Source organism: Aliidiomarina haloalkalitolerans (genome assembly GCF_003987315.1).
Taxonomy (GTDB): Bacteria; Pseudomonadota; Gammaproteobacteria; order Enterobacterales; family Alteromonadaceae; genus Aliidiomarina; species Aliidiomarina haloalkalitolerans.
This window is the reverse complement of the sequence record NZ_PIPI01000001.1, coordinates 643873-662563: the sequence shown is the minus strand read 5'-3', so window position 1 is coordinate 662563 and position 18691 is coordinate 643873. Positions and strand designations below refer to the sequence as shown.

The following is an 18691-nucleotide window of genomic DNA, read 5'->3' as shown; positions in this document are numbered from 1 at the left end:
AGATCGACCAAAGGATTAAATAGTGAAGAAAATTGCATTTCAAGTTGATACTAGACTGGCCAAGCTTCTCTCAGAAAATTACAGATCTACTGAGAGGGCTTTGAAGGAGCTGATAGATAATGCTTGGGATGCTGACGCAGAATCAATAAAAATTTCACTCCCAGAGCCTCTGTCAGATAATCCGATTATCGTACACGACTCCGGCTCTGGCATGACGGAAGAGGAGCTATTGAGGGAATATCTATTTATTGCTAGTGACCGTAGAAAAAGGCGAGGAGAGCTAACCGCAGAGAAAAAGAGAAAGGTTAAAGGAAAAAAAGGTATAGGAAAATTTGCGGGGTTAATGATCGCAAAAGAGATGAAGTTGGAAACGTGGTCAAGAGGGATAAAGTGTGAGTTTTCGATTAAAACGTCTGACTTTGAAAACGCAACTGATATCGAAGATTTACCTATTGACCTTACAGTGGAGAATTGTTCTGGCGATCTGAAAGGAACAAGAATTACTCTATCGAAACTTATACAAGGGTTATCTTTCCCGAATCCAGACAAATTAAGGCAGCTTCTTCTTCAAGAGTACGGTCGCGAAGAAGGGTTCAATGTTAAGGTTAATGAAAAAGCTCTAGGAATTGACGACATACAAGGTAATTACACTAAATATGAAGCCGAATTGCCGTCTGCAGGATCAATGAATTTACAATTCACTGTTTCCAGTCAAAAAGGGAAGCTTAAACAGCCTGGTATATCCATTCGGTGTTCTGGTCAACTAAAACCAGACACTTTTCTTAGCGTGTTTTCGTAATCTACTGGTGACATATCACCGTTAGCGGTATGCAGTCGCTCCAAGTTGTAATAGCGCATGTAAGCGGCCACATCAGCCTTCATGTGCTCACGGGTTGGTTGAGGCACTTTATAAAGCCAGTCGTGCTTTAAACTACCAAAGAATCGCTCGACCACGGCATTATCCCAACAAGCCCCTACGTCCCCCATACTCGCCCGCATGTTGTAGCTGCGAAGCAGCTTGCGAAAGCGTTTACTGGTGTACTGAGAACCTCTATCACTGTGGAAAACCAGTCCTGCCGGTGGCCGTCTAATGTCGTAGGCTTTACTCAACGCTTTGCATACTAAATCGGTGGTCATGCGCTTATCCATATGCCACCCGACAATCCGTCGCGAGTACAAGTCCATAACGACCGCTAGATACATCCAGCCCTCGGCAGTACGACAGTAGGTCACATCGCCAGCCCAAACTTCGTTGGGGCCAGCTGGGTTAAAGTTTTGATTCAACAGGTTGTCAGCAACAGCGTCACCATGTTTGCGCTTTGTTGTCACCTTATAGGCCACTCGCTGACGCACGATAAGCTTCATTTGTTTCATGAGCTTACGTACCCTGTAACGCCCGATTTCATAGCCTTCTCCACGCAGTTTCTTCATCATTTCTCGGTTGCCCAAACTTTCTCGGCTGAGTTCAAAAAGCTTTTTCATACGACGTCGCATTTTGAGCTCTTGAGCTGGAATCAACTTACCTGGGCGCTGCTTCCAATCGTAGAATGCTGAGCGACTTACACCCATTACCTGGCACAATACGGTGACCGGGTAATGCGCTGATTCACACATGATGAAGTCAAACTTTACTTCATTTCTTTCGCGAAGAAGGCCGACGCCTTTTTTAAAATTTCCTTTTCCATCCGTAAGTTACGATTTTCTTTGCGTAACCTGAGAAGTTCTTCGCGCTCAGACTCACTCACCTGATTCCGTCCGTTGCTTTCGTCTAGTTTTTCTTTCCACCGATATAGCATGTTCGGGTTAATCCCTAATGATTTCGCAGCTTCCGGCACGGTGTAACCTTGATCGTTAACCAAGGCTACGGCCTCTTCTTTAAACTCTTTTGAGTACTGCTTGTATGCACGTTTTTGACTCATATTGACACCTTAATTGCTGACTTAGTAATTGTCGCTAATTAATGTGTCCGGATCCATTAGACCAGTTCACGGGTAGGCGGTAAAACAGTAGGAAATCCAGACTTTTTTGGGTTGGATAACGAAGAAGACTTTCCACCTAAGCTACTTGAAAAAATCTATGGTGAAGTAGAAGTAGATGGTTTGTTCGACCATGTTACGGCTGACTGGGGTGCACTGGTTGAAAATAGCGAACTTTATCAAGAACTTTCTGAGTATATTCGCCCGATAATCAAGGAAAAAGTAAAAGAGGAATATGGGCGTGAGATGAATCTCTCCCAGGCGAGATTGAAGAAACGGATAAATGAAAGACTTTCTCAGCTGCCGGAATATAAGAGGCAGTATGCCGATAAAGCTATTAAATCGATTATAGGCAGATATTACGGAGAACCCGAAACAAAAGTAGAGCCTATTGTTGGAGTCTTGCTCGATGCTCTTGAAAGAACAGACTATAGAGCAGTTCTCGACTATATCAACGAGGCAAAACATTCGGATATTGCAAGGCTAGCAGAAGCTTTATCAGAGTTTGGATTGGCAGAAATAGCAATAGTCGGAGAGCAAGCGAAAGGTAGGTTAGAGTTTCTCGATAGATTGGAAGAATTGTGTAGAAACGCAGACACCGAAGAAAGTGTTGTGCACTCAGCATTAGAAAATAGTTTGTGGGTATTTGGTGTTAAGTATTCTGTTTTTAGTAGCAACAAGACATTACAGCGACAAGTTGATGAATATCTTGGCAAAAAATTCACAGGCAAAAGATCAAAAAAAAGGCCTGACCTGCTTTTAAGCGTCAACTATGCGAATGAATACCTTCTTATTGAATTTAAGCGACCGAGCCATAGTTTGAAATACAAAGATTATCAGCAGGCAACAGCATATAGAAATGACTTTGTTCCGTACACTGACGCAGAGATGAAAATCATTTTGGTTGGAGGGAAAAGGGGGCAGGATCTTCCTCCTCACTACAATAAAGAGCCTAATTCTGAGGTCTTAATATTTGATGAAATAATCTCTAGCGCTAGAAATCAATTAAATTGGCTTTTAACGGAACTTGGCGGAGAGCTTCATGCGTAAAAACGAGGGTGTTCAATATTCTGTGTCAGCCAAATTTTCATAGGTCTATGTGATCATCCATTCGGCCATCGTAGCTCCGGAAGCAGTAATAGCAGCGGTAGGATTAGTCCAAGCGGGCGCTCAAGACCACGATGGTCGAAACAAAGTTCCTCAGTTTCATATACACATGCTCAAATCCAGTTGCTGACGCCAAGACGGGACAAGGTAAAGCTCGAACAATACAGTAACCTTATCTCCGAGATTCTTTTCTGTGCCATGCTTGGCGAGATCGTAAGTAAGCGTCGCTAATAGCACACGTTGACCGTGGTTTTATTCTATGGTGGTTCAGTTTTGTTGGCCATTCGACCGTAAGCGTCGCTGGAAGCACACGTTGATTTCAGTAACGCGCTCAAGTGGAATAGTTTTGCTGGCCGTTTAACCGGGCACTATAATGGTTGCTTAATACGCTAGAGCGAGGTTTTGATGTTCCAAGGCAGTAAGTGGTCGATGTTATCGTTGTCGTTGAGAAGCGGCCATTGCTCGAACAGGCTCACCAGGTAGTCAATCGGTTGCAGGTCGTTGGCCTTGGCGGTTTCGACCAGGCTGTAGAGTACCGCACTGGCATCAGCACCGCCATGAGTGTTGGCGAACAGCCAGGCTTTGCGGCCAATCACGAACGGCTTGATAGCACGCTCCGCTCGATTGTTGTCGATGTTGATGCGACCGTCAGTTAAGTAAACCTGCAGCTTGGACCATTGATTCAATGTGTATTGCACGGCCTTGCCGATAATACTGGTCGGTGGCACGTGCATGGCCTGCGTGTCCAACCACTTTCTGAAGTCTTTCAAAATAGCTATCGATTCTGTTTGACGAGCGCTTAAGCGTTCCTCTGCCGATTTGTCGGCCATGCGTTTTTCAACGCGATGCAGCTTTTGGATAAAGGCTATTGCCATATCCGCTTTGCCGGTTTTCTTTTTGCCTTGCACGGTTTTAGCATCCACGAACTTACGTCTGGCATGTGCCCAACACCCCGCAAGTTTGGCGTCAGTTTGCTCATAGCCTTGATAGCCATCCACCTGCAAGGGCCCGCGGTAGCCTTTCAGGAAGTCTTTCGGGTGTGTGCCGCCGCGACCATCCTGATAGTCATAGAGCACGATGTTGGGTGGTGGTGAAGTGCTATCAGGTGGCGGTTTGTCTCCGCCACAACCATACACCCACATGTAGGATTTGCTTTTTTCTGACTGGATGACTTTGAGTGTTGTCTCGTCTGTCCACAGCACCGGCTGTTGCACTAAGATATCGTGCATGCGCTGGTATAACGGCTCCAGCTTCTGGCTCACAGCCACCAACCAACGGCTCATGGTCTGGCGGCTGATATCGGCACCGAACTGCTTGAACATGGCTTCCTGGCGGTACAGCGGCAAGCCATACTGGAACTTGGCCGTGATGATTTGCCCTAATAAGCTTGGCGTAGCAATGCTCTTGGGCAGCATGCTCGGTGGTACGGGTGCCTGCTTGATATTACTTTCCGTACGGTGTTGCTCGCAGGTGCGGCAGCTGTACTTGGGGCGTATATGCCGAATCACTTGCACCTTGGCCGGGATGAAGTCGAGCTTCTCGCTCACATCTTCGCCCATGCGATGCATGTCGGTGCCGCAGCACTCACAGGTTTTCTCATCGTCGCTGATGTCGTGAACGATTTCTTTACGCGGCAGTGAGGCATCTAAACGGGCGCGGCGACCAACTTTACGCGTGTAAGCGATATGCTGCTCGGCCGCCACTTCATCCGCGTCAGGCTGGAGGATATCTTCGATTTCGTTGAACAGGTCGCCTTGGCCAGGTAGGCCTTCGGTGCTGGCAGCAAAACGCTTCTTCAGCTCTAGTTGCCACTTTTCCAGTAACTGATAGAAGTCACGCTTCCAGCGCTCACTTTCTTGTTGCAAGCGCGCAGCATCAGCCTGTTGCGCAAGCTGCTGATTCTGTAGTTCAAGCACCATCGCTTTGAGCGCTTCAATGTCGTCTGGAAGTGTGTTGTTATCACGTTTTTTCATGTGGCTATTATACCGCATGATTTGGCGCTAATCCGCTATGAATCGGGCACTTGTTAGACCGATTGATGATCGATAAATGACTGTTATGCTTGATCCCTATATAGCCAAATACGATCAGGTTACCGAGCTAAAATGCAGCGGCTGATGGCCTTTCATTAGGGTGATATCGAGGCCATCGAGTAACCAGGCCCACTGCTGCTCAGTGAGGGTAATGGTTTGCCCTGGCATCTTGCGCGGCCATTTGAACTTCGCCTTTTCCAGGCGCTTGTACCACAGGCAGAAGCCCGTTTTGTCCCAATACAGCACCTTGAGTTTATCGCGCTGGCGGTTGCAAAAGATAAACAGCGCACCACTGAACGGCGACAGTGCCATTTCGCTCTCAACAATGGCGCTTAAACCATTAATGCTTTTACGAAAATCAACCGGCGCTTTGTGTAAATAGATGGCCGGCGGATCAACGAACATCTTCATGCGCTGAGCTCTTTGACCAGTTGCGCAATCCAGCGCGGTGATACCGACAGCGGCAGCATCAATTCCGTCTGGCCAATACGAAGTTGCAGCGTCTGCTGTGAGTTCGGTGACTGCGGCACCGCCAACGCAAAACCAGTGTCGTTATCTTCTGCCTCACGCTGAAGTCGCAAACGCCGCTTACCAAAGTAGGCGGTACTGAGCCCTCGCTGCTCACAGAAGTCTTTTTGGCTCATGCCGCTTTGTTCAAATTCAGCAATCAGCTCACGCCATTGCTCGCGGGTTCGGTACGCTCGGCTCATATTGCTACCACCTTATTAATTAAACTTGATGGTAGCCTATGGTTTTAAATTATGGCTGAATAGGTGTGGTTGGCGTTACGTTTACGATCGTAAAGGTGCAGCCAAAGAGTTGCATGATTTATTAGTGGCTGCTGGTGTTAAAGTTTGGTTCAGTGAGAATGATCTTGGGCTCGGCGTACCCATGATGCGCGCCATCGATAAAGGCTTGGCGAATTCACGAATAGGCCTTGTTTTGGTAACCCCTGCAATGTTGAAACGCTTGCCGCAAGAGAGCGTCGCCTATTCGCACACTTTCACTTGAGCTCGATCAAACACAATTATTGGTTTATAATTGTGAGAAATAAATTGAATCTATAAACCAATGGAGAGATTATATGTTCGCTGAGCGTTTCGTTCGAGCGCGAAAAGCCTCTGGCCTTTCCATGCAAGCGCTTGCTGATCAAGTAGGGCTTTCTGCGAATGCAATAAAAAAGTATGAGCACGGTGACGCGATGCCATCTTCGTCGAACTTAATGAAGTTGGCGAAAGCCTTGAATGTACGCAGTGAATACTTTTTCCGACCGATGAAGGTTGAAGTGCAAGGTATTGAATACCGAAAACGCGCAAGCACTCCGCAGAAAACGCTCGCTAAAATTCATGGTGATGTGCTCGATCAGGTTGAGCGATGGTATGAATTACTCAATTTTTTTCCAGACTCAGCAAAACCGATCAAGGAATTCATGCTTCCTAACGAGTTGCCGGCATTAGTCGATGATTACGAAGATCTCGAAGCTATTGCAGATACCATGCGCGATTATTGGGGTTTGGGCCTGAATCCAATTCAAGACCTTGTGGACACTTTCGAGTCACGCGGCTTGATGGTTATTCTTACGCATGTCGATACCGATAATAAATTTGATGGTTTAGCTGGAAGCATAGAAGACAAACCACTGATTGTGATTTCAGGGTCGCAAAATGGTGATCGGCAGCGTTTCACTCTGGCTCATGAGTTGGGGCATTTAGTGCTTAAAGGGCGCCTCACAGATGAGATGGACGAAGAAAAAGCCTGTAATCGTTTTGCCGGAGCGTTTTTATAGCCGAAATCGTCGATTCAACAAGAGCTCGGCGAAAAACGAAGCCACCTTGAAGCTCGAGAGCTCTATATGCTCAAGCATGAATATGGCCTGAGCATGGCTGCTGTTGGCATTCGTGCTATGCAGTGTAATGTTATTAACCCCGGTTATTATCGGCGAATCATGCAGAGCTTTAGCGTGAATGGTTGGCGCAAACAAGAGCCCGGCGACGCTTATCTATCGGAAACAACGTTTCTGTTTAAACAACTTGTCTATCGAGCACTAAGCGAAGAGTACATGGGGGAGTCGAAGGCTGCTGAACTGTTGGGTATGTCGTTATCCAGCTTTCACATGGAACGTAAGCTAGAGGTGACGCATGACAGTGCCACAAGCACCGCAGCAGCTTCTTGTTAGCGACGCTAACATACTTATAGATATGCAGGAAGGTGGCTTGTTAAACGCGTTCTTTGCATTACCTTACGATTTCATAATTCCTGACATCCTATTTGAGGAAGAGCTTTCTGAAGAACATGCTGACCTACCTGCTCGTGGATTGACTCTCGTTGAGCTATCTAGTGAAGTAATGATGACTGCGTTTCGGATGATTATAAAGCTGCGGAACTGTTGAGCATGCCGTTATCCAGCTTTCACATGGAACGTAACGTAGAGGTTACGGATGATAGTGCAACAAACACGGCAGCAGCGTCTTGTTAGCCTCACGAGAATGGAACAAATACCAAAGCGCTACTCCACAAAAGGTTATTTGCCACCGAACGAAACGCAATGAGTAGCTCTGTGATAATCCTGCGCTCGATATTAATCCGCTTAGTGACTGGCCCGCCCACGTTGTGGTTGCCAAGCTTCGGATGTTACCAGCTCAGTATCCTCATCGACTGACACACGTTATCAACTTGCTTAATGGCTGCAAGCCGTTTATGGTCTACTCTACAGAATAAATAATAAGCGAGCCTCCGAAGATAAATGAGCATGCACAGTTAGTAACACGAGAACACAGGAAGCCGTTAATGAAATCCTCAGTATTCATTGTGCTCGCACTCCGTTCCTTGCCGTCAATACACCGCGCATGCTTAGTATTCAAATTTTAAGGGTATAAAAATGGAAATGCCATCAGTTGTTCATCCGAAGCGGTTTGCCATCAAAGCAATGTACTTTGAAGTTGTTTCGTACTCTCCGTTGAGTGATGACCAAGCAGCAAAGATCGCCAAGATGTTCTTTCGAGGTAGAAAGTTTAAGAAGAGTGACAAGGGAAAGCTTTTTCAAGTAATCACTCAATTCGATGCCCAGTCAGCGGGTTTGCTGTGAATACACAAGGAAAAAAACCTAACACCTATGAGCCTTCACCTTGTCAATAGGCATTAGTTTTTTATTGGCTGCGCTTGCAGCCAATACCAAACCTCTGAGCCAATGAGCCTGCTTCATCTGTCTTTGTGGGCTGTTAATGGCTTACAGCAAACACCTATTGAGGCTCTCTTTAATGTGATGAATATCACCACTGCCAAACTGTTTTGCTCCTTGCAGGTTAGTTTGGGGCACTAGACATTCTTCGGTTAACCGGCATCAGGCCTATTCAAAAAGCGGGTTACTTTGCAGTTCCAGTTAGTTTAAGGCTCAGCGCGGGTGTAAGCACATTAGCTCAGAGTATTGATGCACGCCAGCAGGATGGATAATCAAAGCTGCGACAGGAAAATTGCCACCGCGGATGAGAGCCGCTATCTTATAAGAATCGATGCGATCATTTTTAGTTTTACCGCCATGAATAGCCTTCATATATAAAGCATGGCCAAGAATGAACTGAATATTGTGTTCTTCGCAGAAATCAGCGAGCCAGTACCAGCAATGCATGCATTCAACACCGATAATTAAATCATCAAGATAAGGTTCAATAAGGCAAAGAAGCGGTGCAGGCTTAGCGGGTATTTCCTTGTGTAGGAGAGTTTCTCCGTGTTGATTGAGAATGCACACATAGAGTGAGCGCGCATGTAGATCTATTCCACAATGGTGGCGATGGGTGGTATTGTAAAAGTTCATTGGGTCTTCTCCTTTTTGGTTTAGTTGCCTTTCAGTTTAGCCAAGTTGGGTAAACTGGGGAGAAGGCTCAATGAGTATCAAGGCCAGGCACGGCGACACCTTTTTCGTTGTGGCTTCGCCTCCACTGCAAAGGCGCGCATGCTTGCAGCGTTATGCATAAATAGAGGCTTCAAGTGCGAAGAGAAATTTACCCCGAAGAGCTTGGGTTCTTCTATAGAGCAACAGGCGAAGCCATTTGGCAGTTACAGTATGTGGAAGATGCTTTGTGTAAGTTTTATATCATGTATTGCGTCCATTTTAACTGTGACTGCATTGACAGAAATAACGCTAAAAAGAAACTTGCGAAAATTAGCAAGCTGACTATTGGTCACCTTATTAGGCTGCTTGAAAATACTGGCCAAGTGCAAGAGAAAATGCTGCTTGATCTAAAAGAGTTCAACTCATTAAGAAAGTGGGTTGTTCATAACTCAATGAGGGAAAATGGAGAAGATTTATACACTGATCAAGGCAGAGAGCAATTTGCCAACAAAGTGTTAGCTTTCACGGATATGGCTAGATCTATCCACAAGGGTATTTGCGATAGTTTAATGCACTTGGTTACAACAACAGGGTGTGCAACTGAACAACAAATAATGGAAACAGCATACTCTGAAATAGATCGGCTAAAAGGCAATGAATAACAAACAGCTTAAACACTTTCCGGCCACAAAAGACTAGGCCTCAACTGAACTCGCTATGCGTTGCTTCGCTCGCCGTTTAGCTTGGCGTATTATATGCTTTGAAGCGTCAACTATCGGCCCAAAGCGGACAACAAGAGCTTTTACTCAGCCCCCAAAAAACTCGGAACCTTGTACTAGATGATTGCAACGAATGCGTTTGATTACACAGTTAACAGAATATTGAGACGACGTTGTGTACCCGTTGCTGGTGCCGGTATATCTATGCCAAGTGTCTTACCAAGTGGTGAGCAGTTTCATAATGTCACTTGGATGGTCAGAGTTCTAAAAGAAGAACTGTTTCGAAGTCGATTTGCTCGATATGAGGCTGAAAAGCATGGGGCTATATGCACTTGCTGCTGTTCGCATGAACTCGAGGTACTTGGCTATGAAATAGCTAGTAAAAGCTGTAAAGATGTCTGTTTTTTCTGTGATATTACCAGAGCAGCAGGTGCGAAGCAGTTGGGGTGCCTGTCTGAACTCTACTTATGGGAGTTTGGTAATTTTGATAATCCTTATAAGAGCTTGATAAAGCTTTTAAAAATTGACCAGTATTCAGATCTTCAGCCCACACTAGCTCATAAGTACATAGCTAAATTGTCGAGAGAGGGCCTTATTAATGAAGTAATAACGACAAACTACGACTGCAACTTTGAAAAGGCCTATAGTGAATTGAGCAGTGGAAGTAATTCAGACGTGATTTCCAGTCTTGATGATTATCGTAAAAAAGGCGCTGAGATAGGAGAGGTCAATCGTCTAAAAGTTTTCAAGGTTAATGGTTGTGCTGGGCGACTTACTATTGATGCTTGTGACAAGAACTACGAGTCGATACTTTTAACTGAGCGACAGCTCCAGAAGTGGAGGAACAGACAATGGGCTGCAGATATTTTTAAAGATCGACTTAGGAGTAAATCCCTAATTTTTGTCGGTTTTGGTAGTGACGAGCCACAAGTACATCACACAATACAGGCCGTTTTGGACGAGTATGCAGATCAACTTGAAGACACTAGTCACGATATGTTGGCTACGTATTCTGCACCAATTGTTGCAGTTTATGACGCTTGCCCAACTTTTCACCAACAGCAAATCATTAATACCTATGCCTTGCATCACAAGAATCATGCACAGGAGGGGGATAAGTTAATCATTCGAAATCCCGATAGGGAAAAGGTTTTAACGGCAGACGAACTCTGGAGGTGGATTTATGAGCGGGTGGCAAGAACTTTAGTTGCTGATGCTTTAAAAACTAGTATTCAGTCAATGAATGCCAGTTTTACTTCTGTCTTACCATTTTCCGAAGTGATTCTTCATCAGGTCATATCAACACTCGAGGGGACTCTCAAAAGTGATTCTGATTTCGGCACAGCAGCTCCGCCGTGGTTGAATTCTATCTATGACGACTTCTGCGCCACCGGCGAGAATCAGGGACCATATTCTGCACTAGCTGCTAGTTTGTCCAAGCTCAATGGTAGGCCAGAGAAAGAATATGATCCTATAAATGAAAACAGGGCTCTTATGTCCGAGCTTTCAACCTTGCTGTTCTTATTTGAAGGCCGCCTTTCTCCAAGTTCGGGAAAAGAGCTAAACGATGGCATGGTGTTATCATTAAAATCCCATATGTCGGGGGGCCCCAATAACAAGGTTCTTTATCTTAATGCAAATCCCACCTTTATCTCCTCGGGCGACGAAGTGCATGTTCCGAGTGGAAATAATCATCTTGTTCTCGCTTTAGGTCAGGCTGGTACGCATGTTCGACCAAGTCTACGAAGGGTTATCAATAAAGATGCTGCCGCAGGTTCTATCACACCAAAAACGATAGTTACTTTGGGATGGCAACATATTTTTTACCAAAAGCCTTATGACGGAAATAAAGATACGGTCGCAGATACAATCCTTGATGCTGTTGACTCTCCAACAAATTATTTTTACGCGAACCAGCCGAGTATTAAGCGGCGAACTTATTTACGAGAAGCTTAAAGATGGAATCATTAATGACGATTAGCTTTGATGACTGTGAGCAAATAAAGACAGATATATATCCAGTGTCGGTCCATTGCCACTCTGCATGTAATCTGGTGATTTGGCGGGCTGGATCTGATCCAAATCAGGAGGAAATGGGTGAGATTAAGAAATATATTGCCCGCCTGATGGACCGCCTCGCAGACCTGATGCATGATTACCAGAAGTTTGCGCCTTTAGTTGCACTTATTGATATGCAAAAGGAGTCTGATGCTTGGTTGCAGATTACTGGGGATCAAGATTGGCATCGGGGGCGTTTTGCTCTAAAGGCCTTAAGGTCATTTAAAGAGGAATCAATTGAGGCTGCGAAGAACCGTTGGTTGGGGGCTCTGTCGACAATTGAATATACCCCTAAGAAAATAACACCTGAAAACTTTGGCACTGCACTTCTTGAAGCTATTGAAAGCGCTAAACCTCCCAAAGGGGTTGAGCCGCAGCTGTTTAATCGATTTGCGGATATTTTAAAGGTCTCTGTGGAGGCAGGTGAAAACTATCGAGTTGTTCAAAGCTGGCAAGATGAGCTAGCTCAGGATATTAATAATTTATTAGGTAGGCCAGTTCTGGAGGTGACTTCTCTTGGGTAACAACATCGATACTATTCAGTCGATAAAACTGGAAAACTTCAAAGGCTACCGAGTGTCAGCACCGGATGCAGTAAAAGAGATTGACTTTACGATAAGGGGTCAGCCTGCCGACCTTATTCTAGTGACTGGCAAAAACGGAGTTGGGAAAACGTCTTTGTTAGAAGCAATAGACTGGGTACTTAATCAGCCTGATGTTGGCGCAGGTGGCTATATAACGAATGATCAGAGTAATGGCGCCATAACTATAAATGATGTGAGATTCGAGCTTAAGGGTAAGGCTAAAACAGATCATAAAAAGCTTAGTACCATAGCTTCATTTTTCTATCAAGAAAACATTAGAGAGCTTGCATGTAATGAGATAATTCAGCTATTAGAGCCAGGGAACAAGCCAGGTGAAGAGATTAAGCGGGGCTTGAAAGCATTACAAGTAAAGTTAGAAGACTGGCAGCGTCAGATACACAAAATGAAGTATAGAAAAAACTATGAAGAGGAGAGAAAAGCGCTCGCAGGAAAAGTTAATGAGCTTGTCGGCAAGCTCCCACAAGAGCTGCCACTTCGTCAGGAGTTAGTCGATAGAACTTTAACTTTAAAGAATGGCAATCTACAAAGTAAATGGGATTCTCAAATCCGTAACCTTTCTAAGGCCATTGGTAGCTTCAGCAACTTGGCTGAACCAGTAGGTTCGCGACTTCCTGACCAGTTGAGCCATATCGGGCATAGTTTATTGGAATACCGAGGCTTTCAGGCCGACTCTTCTGAGAAAGGGGGCGAGCCACTTGCCTTGACCGAAGGCTTCTTATCTACTATTAAATCATTGCCAGCAAATTTGGCCATAAAAAAGTGGTCACCGGATACTTTTTTGGCTCCTTCTGACCTACAGAGTGCATTGTTTGTAGGCTCAAGTACTGAAATATACGTTCGGATAATAGAAGAGCTAGAGAAACGGAGGACTGAGTTAACGTCGGAATATCAAAGGCTTATTAAATTGCAAAGCCGGCTGCAAGGCGATGAAATCTCGCTCTCAAGCTGGATTGATGATTTTACTCACAATATCAGTAATTGGTTAGAGGTTTGGGACGACCACCCAGATGTTTCGGATGTTACTGATTTGAAAAAGGGTATCGAGGTTCAATTAAAAAGTTTGTCGACATTGACGGACTCACGTTCTGTTGAGCTCAAAGAGAAGATAGAGATGGTTACCGGAGAAGGTCAAGCTGCTACCGCTAGGCTCAATCAGATAAAGCGCTCTCAGCAAGTAGTGAAAGATTTAAATGCTCATTCAAGTCAGCTTTCACATATCCTGAATGGTCCTGATTTTACGGTTAAAGAGTTAACGGACTATGTTAGTGAGTATCTTGAAACAACAAAAAAACCAGCTCCTGATAAGATTTCTACCGTTGATCAATCGGATATTATTCATCAGCTTGGTAGAGTGTTTATGAACTGGTCAATTCTAGAGATCCAGAAAGAAGAAGACGACGCCAGTGCAGCTGATCTCGATAGTTTAGAGCAAGCAGAGAAAATGATCTCCGATGCTTTGACTATAAGTAAACAGGAGTCTGGTGCAAGAAGTCAGTTGTTATCGGTTGTTGATGAAATACCACAGGCTCAACTTCAGCAGTTGCTAGCGAACTTAAACCAACTTCTTGCAAGCTTTCATTTTCCTGTTGACTTTCTTCCTATTGAAATAAAAAAAGATGGTACATCGAGAGCGCCAGAGTGGGGTTTTGCGACAAAGTCAGGGGTGAAATTCGAAGATTTATCAACAGGCCAAAAGTCTCAGTTAGCAATTTGTTGGACAATAAACTTGAACCTAGCCATGTCAGAACAGTTAGAGCATAGGGTTATAGGATTTGATGACTTCACTACTTCTCTAGATATGAATCAGCTAATCCCTGCTGCTGTTTTGCTTCGCAAGCTGGCCTACGCCGATGCTAGCGATAGTTGGAAAAGGCAGGTCATTGTGACCAGCCATCATGAAGATTTGACGAATAGGCTGCTTGACTTTTTGCTCCCCCCTCAAGATAAGTCAATGAAAGTAATACAGTTTGAAGACTGGCTTCCGGGTTCTGGGCCGCAATTTAAGTGTTATAACGTCGATATGGGTAACGTGAGAGAAGACGGGCTAGAAGAGGCGATTAAGCGTGTTGTTCAAGGCACTTAACGCCGCGCAAGTACTGTCCTAGATATTCAGTAAACTAATACTTTAAAGGCGTGAGGCTTGGCGCAAGAGTAAACACTTAAGTCGTCCGCTAATGGCACAAAGCAGCCCTTAAGCCAGAGTACTTTTGTTAGCGAGACCAACAACAATCAGTTTAATCAAGAACAAATCGCTGCATGGTGCGCCTATTTAAGAAAGGCGTGCAGAACACAAACTGAAATGCAGAAAAGCAATTGCAACATCTTGAGGGCCACGAAAAAAGGACATTACGAGAATACTCGCTAGTAGTGCAGAAGAAGTGAGCTAATGTTAAAAATCCATGCTACAAAAAAGCTGTTTGAAAAACTGCCTGTCGATAACGACGGCTATTTGCCACGAACTGAGCGCACGGAGTGGCTCTACGACCAACCTACGTTGGACATTAATCCGCTCAGTGGCTGGCATGCGCACGTGGTGGTATTGCAGCGACGAAATTGCATTTTAATGGCCCACGACACTACGCGCTTTCCGTTGGTGCTGCCTACGTTAACCAAACCTGATTTTGCGGAGCTGAATGATCGCTTTGTTGATGTGTTTATGAATACTTTGCTCAAATGCGGTGCTGAGGAAGCACACCTTAAAGCTGCGCACCAATACCTGCGCCCGTTGCAAATAGACACGGACTGTAATCGCTCAGTGCAAGGTACTTTGAACCGCATGAAAGATGAGTTTGAACATCTTCTTTATTACGACGGATTGAACATTGCCGAAATGACCGGCTACAGCGCGGGAGCCTGGCTTGCCGATACACCAAGAACAGTGAAAGGAAAGGGCACCTTGTGGCCAAAAAGGGCGATGTTGGAGTTGTTGTCGAAACTATCATGATTTACGGCGACCGGTTGACCATGATGTTTGTCAGGAAAAGAGTGTCGTTTTCCTGACAAACTACTGGGCAGACACAGTATTTAACCTGTTGAAATAAATATGAATAGTTTATTTTTCACTTGGTTTTGGCCTCTGCACTTTTTTCGAATCAATAAATGAACATTTCATGTGAGAGTAGAGAGTTGTGAATTTCACAATTAAGAAAATTTACCCAGCGCCGCAAATAAGCTAAATTGAACCCATTGTTATTAAAGGGTTAATGGAATGACAGAAGAACAACTCGAGCAACAATGTTTAGCTTGGTTTGAAGAAGGTGGCTGGGAAGTCGCGCATGGACCTGATATTGCCCATGACGGGCCGTCGCCTGAACGCACTGATTATAAGCAAGTACTGCTGCTGGCTGACTTGGAAAGTGCTGTACGCCGCATTAACCCGCATTTACCTGATTCTGCTGTTGAGCAAGTCATTGCCGTTGTTCGTAAGCCCGAAAGCCTCGATACCACTGTAAGCAACCGCAGTTTCCACCGCTATTTAATTGAAGGCGTTCCGGTTGAATATAAACGTGATGATGAGGTAGTTCATGATCACGCGTTTTTGATCGACTTTTCAGAGGTTAGCGCCAACCGGTTTCGTGCGATTAACCAGTTTACCTTAGAAGGCTCCCGCCAGTTACGCCGCCCGGATGTTATTTGCTTTATCAATGGCCTGCCTGTTGTGGTGATCGAACTTAAAAGCCCCAACGCAGACAATGTCAGTATCTGGGATGCGTTTAACCAAATTCAAACTTACAAAGACGAAATACCTGAGCTTTTTACCTACAACGAAGCATTGGTTATTAGCGAGGGCTATAACGCACGGGTTGGTTCGTTAACGGCGAATAAAGAGCGCTTCATGCCATGGCGAACCGTCAAACATGAAGATGATCGGCCGCACTTTGAATGGCAATTAGAAACCATGGTTCGTGGTTTCTTCGACCGCGAGCTGTTTTTAGATTACATCCGGTTTTTTGTCATTTTCGAGACTGACTCAGACAAGCTGATTAAAAAGATCGCGGGCTACCACCAGTTTCATGCGGTGCGTGAAGCGGTGAGGGCAACGGTCATTGCCTCCCAAAGAGAGCAAGCGACAGAGCTTGGCGAAAAGCGTGCGACCTATGCTGATAATGTCGTGCCAGGCAGCAAAAAAGCAGGGGTCGTTTGGCACACACAAGGTTCAGGCAAAAGTATTTCTATGTGCTGCTATGCCGGTAAGTTACTGCAGCAGCCTGAGATGAATAATCCGACGCTGATTGTGGTAACAGACCGCAATGATTTAGACGGACAGCTGTTCGCAACCTTCAGTTCAGCAAAAGAACTTTTGAAACAAGAGCCTGCTCAGGCACTCGACAGAGATTCCCTGCGGAAACTGCTCGCAGAGCGAGAATCCGGCGGGATTATATTTACCACAGTACAAAAGTTTGCCCTGTTGGATGACGAGGGCGGCCACCCGATCTTGAACGATCGCCATAACATTGTGGTGATTTCGGATGAAGCGCACCGTAGCCAGTACGGGCTTAAAGCGACACTGAAAGCCGATGGCACTTATAAGTTTGGTTATGCCAAGCACATGCGCGATGCGTTGCCTAACGCGGCATTCATTGGTTTCACCGGCACACCCGTGGCAAGTGAAGACAAAGATACCCGCGCTGTGTTTGGTGATTACGTGTCTATTTATGACATTCAAGACGCGGTAGATGATGGCGCCACCGTGCCAATTTACTATGAATCGCGTTTAGCCAAGCTAGATATCAACCGAGAAGAAATAGAAGCCCTTTCTGACCAAGTTGATGAGGTGGTAGAAGACGACGAGGACGTAAACTCACGTGAGAAAACGAAAGGCGAGTGGAGCCGTTTAGAGAAGCTGGTGGGTGCCGGCCCTCGTTTGAAACAGGTTGCTGCAGACCTGATTGAGCATTTTGAAACGCGCTCAGAGTTGATGGAAGGTAAAGCCATGATTGTCGCAATGAGTCGTGACATCTGTGCGCATCTCTACAATGAAATCGTTTCGCTGCGCCCTGACTGGCACGACCCAGATCCTGAAAAGGGTGTGATCAAAATAGTGATGACGGGATCAGCCTCCGACAAATCTCTACTGCAACCGCATATATACAACAAACAGACGAAAAAGCGCCTAGAAAAGCGCTTTAAAGACGTGAACGACCCGCTTCGTTTAGTCATTGTGCGTGACATGTGGCTGACCGGTTTTGATGCTCCAGCTTGCCACACCATGTATGTGGATAAGCCCATGAAAGGCCATAACCTGATGCAGGCCATTGCACGCGTTAACCGAGTCTTCAAAGATAAACCGGGTGGTTTGGTGGTCGATTACATCGGCATTGCCAATGAGTTAAAACAAGCGCTGAAAACCTATTCAGATTCGAAGGGGCGCGGCGAACCGACGCATAGCGCTCATGAGGCATTTGCTCTCATGATCGAAAAACTCGATGTAATTCACGGCATGTTTGCAAAGAGCGCCGATGGCCCGGGGTTTGATTACACTGGCTTTGAAAGCGACCCGCTTAAACTTATACCTGCCGCGGTAAACTATGTTTTAGGCCTGCCAGATGGCAAAAAACGTTTTTTAGACACCGTGTTGCAACTAAACAAAGCCGCCAGCCTTTGCTCGACATTAGACGAGGCCAAGCCTTACCAAAAAGAAGTGGCGTTTCTTTCCACGGTGAAGGCCGCGATCACCAAGTTTACCAGTGTCGATAAGAAGCTGACGCAAGACGAGAAGAACTCAGCGTTAAAGCAGATCCTCGACAATGCCATTGTGGCGCAAGGTGTAACCGACGTATTTGCCATGTGCGGCTTGGATAAGCCGAACTTAAGCTTGTTATCCGACGAGTTTCTGGAAGACGTGCGGCAAATGCCCTACAAGAACTTTGCTGTGGAGCTCCTTGAAAAGCTTCTGAAAGACGATATCAAAGCCAAGACCCGCAACAACGTGGTGCAAGAGAAAAAATACGCCGAACGGTTGCAAGAAACGCTGCGCAAATATAACAACCGTGGCATCGAAACCGCTCAGGTCATTGAAGAGCTGATTGCCATGGCGAAACAGTTTCAAGCTGAAATAGAGCGTGAAGCATCGCTTGGCTTAAACCCGGACGAAATCGCTTTCTACGACGCTTTAGCGAATAACGAGAGCGCAGTTCGCGAGCTTGGTGATGACACACTGAAGAAAATCGCCATTGAGATAACAACCCGACTGCGCAACTCTACGACAGTAGATTGGCAGGTGCGCGAAAGCGTTCGGGCAAAGCTACGTGTTCTAGTGCGACGAACTCTACAGCGCTATAAGTACCCCCCAGACAAAGCAGCAGAAGCCGTTGAGTTAGTGCTCAAACAGGCTGAGGTATTGTCGAATAGCTGGAGTGTTTAA

The 18691-nt window shown here is 45.6% G+C and carries 16 protein-coding genes and 1 pseudogene; 12 read left to right on the top strand and 5 right to left on the bottom strand.

The window, feature by feature from the left end; genetic code table 11:
* The first annotated feature begins 22 nt into the window (after nt 1–22).
* Nucleotides 23–799, top strand: coding sequence for an ATP-binding protein (locus CWE06_RS03035; RefSeq protein ID WP_126791027.1), 777 nt, complete (start codon nt 23–25; stop codon nt 797–799).
* Here the strand turns inward: CWE06_RS03035 and CWE06_RS03030 are convergent.
* Nucleotides 760–1919 (bottom strand): IS3 family transposase gene (locus CWE06_RS03030; RefSeq protein WP_126791025.1). Its coding sequence is split into 2 segments (ribosomal slippage): nt 760–1655 and nt 1655–1919, totalling 1161 coding nucleotides; the frame shifts between segments, so codons are not numbered across the junction. The two genes, CWE06_RS03035 and CWE06_RS03030, sit on opposite strands and share 40 nt — an antisense overlap.
* A gap of 111 nt (nt 1920–2030) precedes the next feature.
* Between CWE06_RS03030 and CWE06_RS03025 the strand changes: the two genes are divergently transcribed.
* Nucleotides 2031–3026 (top strand): hypothetical protein, encoded by a 996-nt coding sequence (locus CWE06_RS03025; RefSeq protein WP_198679012.1) that lies wholly within the window; start codon nt 2031–2033, stop codon nt 3024–3026.
* A gap of 446 nt (nt 3027–3472) precedes the next feature.
* Here the strand turns inward: CWE06_RS03025 and tnpC are convergent, their stop codons facing one another.
* The 3 genes from tnpC to tnpA all read right to left on the bottom strand — a co-directional run bounded on the left by tnpC (nt 3473) and on the right by tnpA (nt 5826).
* The gene (gene tnpC / locus CWE06_RS03020) at nt 3473–5056 is read right to left on the bottom strand and encodes an IS66 family transposase (protein WP_126791023.1); all 1584 of its coding nucleotides are present in this window, start codon (nt 5054–5056) and stop codon (nt 3473–3475) included.
* 114 nt (nt 5057–5170) lie between these two features.
* Nucleotides 5171–5527, bottom strand: a complete 357-nt coding sequence (gene tnpB / locus CWE06_RS03015) for an IS66 family insertion sequence element accessory protein TnpB (protein WP_126791021.1) — start codon at nt 5525–5527, stop codon at nt 5171–5173.
* Nucleotides 5524–5826, bottom strand: coding sequence for an IS66 family insertion sequence element accessory protein TnpA (tnpA, locus tag CWE06_RS03010; RefSeq protein WP_126791019.1), 303 nt, complete (start codon nt 5824–5826; stop codon nt 5524–5526). Before tnpA ends, tnpB begins: the two co-directional genes overlap by 4 nt.
* Nucleotides 5827–5854: 28 nt before the next feature.
* Between tnpA and CWE06_RS03005 the strand changes: the two genes are divergently transcribed.
* The 4 genes from CWE06_RS03005 (at nt 5855) to CWE06_RS02990 (ending at nt 8201) form a co-directional block, all read left to right on the top strand.
* Complete coding sequence (locus tag CWE06_RS03005; RefSeq protein ID WP_198679034.1) at nt 5855–6127, top strand: toll/interleukin-1 receptor domain-containing protein; 273 nt, start codon at nt 5855–5857, stop codon at nt 6125–6127.
* Nucleotides 6128–6200: 73 nt separating this feature from the next.
* Entirely contained in the window at nt 6201–6902 is a 702-nt protein-coding gene (locus CWE06_RS12475; protein ID WP_241972453.1) for a helix-turn-helix domain-containing protein, read from the top strand.
* A 66-nt stretch (nt 6903–6968) separates the two neighbouring features.
* Nucleotides 6969–7292: a hypothetical protein gene (locus tag CWE06_RS12470; protein WP_241972452.1), complete on the top strand. Its 324-nt coding sequence runs from the start codon at nt 6969–6971 to the stop codon at nt 7290–7292.
* Nucleotides 7293–7994: 702 nt separating this feature from the next.
* On the top strand, nt 7995–8201 hold the full coding sequence (locus tag CWE06_RS02990; RefSeq protein WP_126791017.1) for a hypothetical protein: 207 nt from the start codon (nt 7995–7997) through the stop codon (nt 8199–8201).
* A gap of 340 nt (nt 8202–8541) precedes the next feature.
* Here CWE06_RS02990 and CWE06_RS02985 read toward each other — a convergent pair.
* Nucleotides 8542–8927 (bottom strand): annotated as a pseudogene (locus CWE06_RS02985) (IS110 family transposase); the annotation flags it as partial.
* Between the two features lie 173 nt (nt 8928–9100).
* Here CWE06_RS02985 and CWE06_RS02980 point away from each other — a divergent pair.
* From CWE06_RS02980 to CWE06_RS02955, 6 genes are all read left to right on the top strand, one after another.
* Nucleotides 9101–9607, top strand: coding sequence for a hypothetical protein (locus CWE06_RS02980; protein WP_126791015.1), 507 nt, complete (start codon nt 9101–9103; stop codon nt 9605–9607).
* Nucleotides 9608–9784: 177 nt separating this feature from the next.
* Entirely contained in the window at nt 9785–11620 is a 1836-nt protein-coding gene (locus tag CWE06_RS02975; protein WP_126791013.1) for an SIR2 family NAD-dependent protein deacylase, read from the top strand.
* A gap of 2 nt (nt 11621–11622) precedes the next feature.
* Complete coding sequence (locus tag CWE06_RS02970; protein ID WP_126791011.1) at nt 11623–12246, top strand: hypothetical protein; 624 nt, start codon at nt 11623–11625, stop codon at nt 12244–12246.
* Complete coding sequence (locus tag CWE06_RS02965) at nt 12239–14410, top strand: AAA family ATPase (protein WP_126791010.1); 2172 nt, start codon at nt 12239–12241, stop codon at nt 14408–14410. Before CWE06_RS02970 ends, CWE06_RS02965 begins: the two co-directional genes overlap by 8 nt.
* A gap of 303 nt (nt 14411–14713) precedes the next feature.
* A complete protein-coding gene (locus CWE06_RS02960) occupies nt 14714–15271 on the top strand; it encodes a DUF6933 domain-containing protein (protein WP_126791008.1) in 558 nt (185 codons plus the stop codon).
* A gap of 264 nt (nt 15272–15535) precedes the next feature.
* On the top strand, nt 15536–18691 hold the full coding sequence (locus CWE06_RS02955; protein WP_126791006.1) for a type I restriction endonuclease subunit R: 3156 nt from the start codon (nt 15536–15538) through the stop codon (nt 18689–18691).

Excerpts from the sequence above, each read along its gene's own strand:
- tnpA (WP_126791019.1), bottom strand. The coding sequence starts at position 5,826 with ATGAGCCGAGCGTACCGAACCCGCGAGCAATGGCGTGAGCTGATTGCT.
- tnpB (WP_126791021.1), bottom strand. The coding sequence starts at position 5,527 with ATGAAGATGTTCGTTGATCCGCCGGCCATCTATTTACACAAAGCGCCG.
- CWE06_RS02990 (WP_126791017.1), top strand. The coding sequence starts at position 7,995 with ATGGAAATGCCATCAGTTGTTCATCCGAAGCGGTTTGCCATCAAAGCA.
- CWE06_RS02955 (WP_126791006.1), top strand. The coding sequence starts at position 15,536 with ATGACAGAAGAACAACTCGAGCAACAATGTTTAGCTTGGTTTGAAGAA.
- tnpC (WP_126791023.1), bottom strand. The coding sequence starts at position 5,056 with ATGAAAAAACGTGATAACAACACACTTCCAGACGACATTGAAGCGCTC.
- CWE06_RS02970 (WP_126791011.1), top strand. The coding sequence starts at position 11,623 with ATGGAATCATTAATGACGATTAGCTTTGATGACTGTGAGCAAATAAAG.
- CWE06_RS12475 (WP_241972453.1), top strand. The coding sequence starts at position 6,201 with ATGTTCGCTGAGCGTTTCGTTCGAGCGCGAAAAGCCTCTGGCCTTTCC.
- CWE06_RS02960 (WP_126791008.1), top strand. The coding sequence starts at position 14,714 with ATGTTAAAAATCCATGCTACAAAAAAGCTGTTTGAAAAACTGCCTGTC.
- CWE06_RS12470 (WP_241972452.1), top strand. The coding sequence starts at position 6,969 with ATGCTCAAGCATGAATATGGCCTGAGCATGGCTGCTGTTGGCATTCGT.
- CWE06_RS02975 (WP_126791013.1), top strand. The coding sequence starts at position 9,785 with ATGATTGCAACGAATGCGTTTGATTACACAGTTAACAGAATATTGAGA.
- CWE06_RS03005 (WP_198679034.1), top strand. The coding sequence starts at position 5,855 with ATGGTAGCCTATGGTTTTAAATTATGGCTGAATAGGTGTGGTTGGCGT.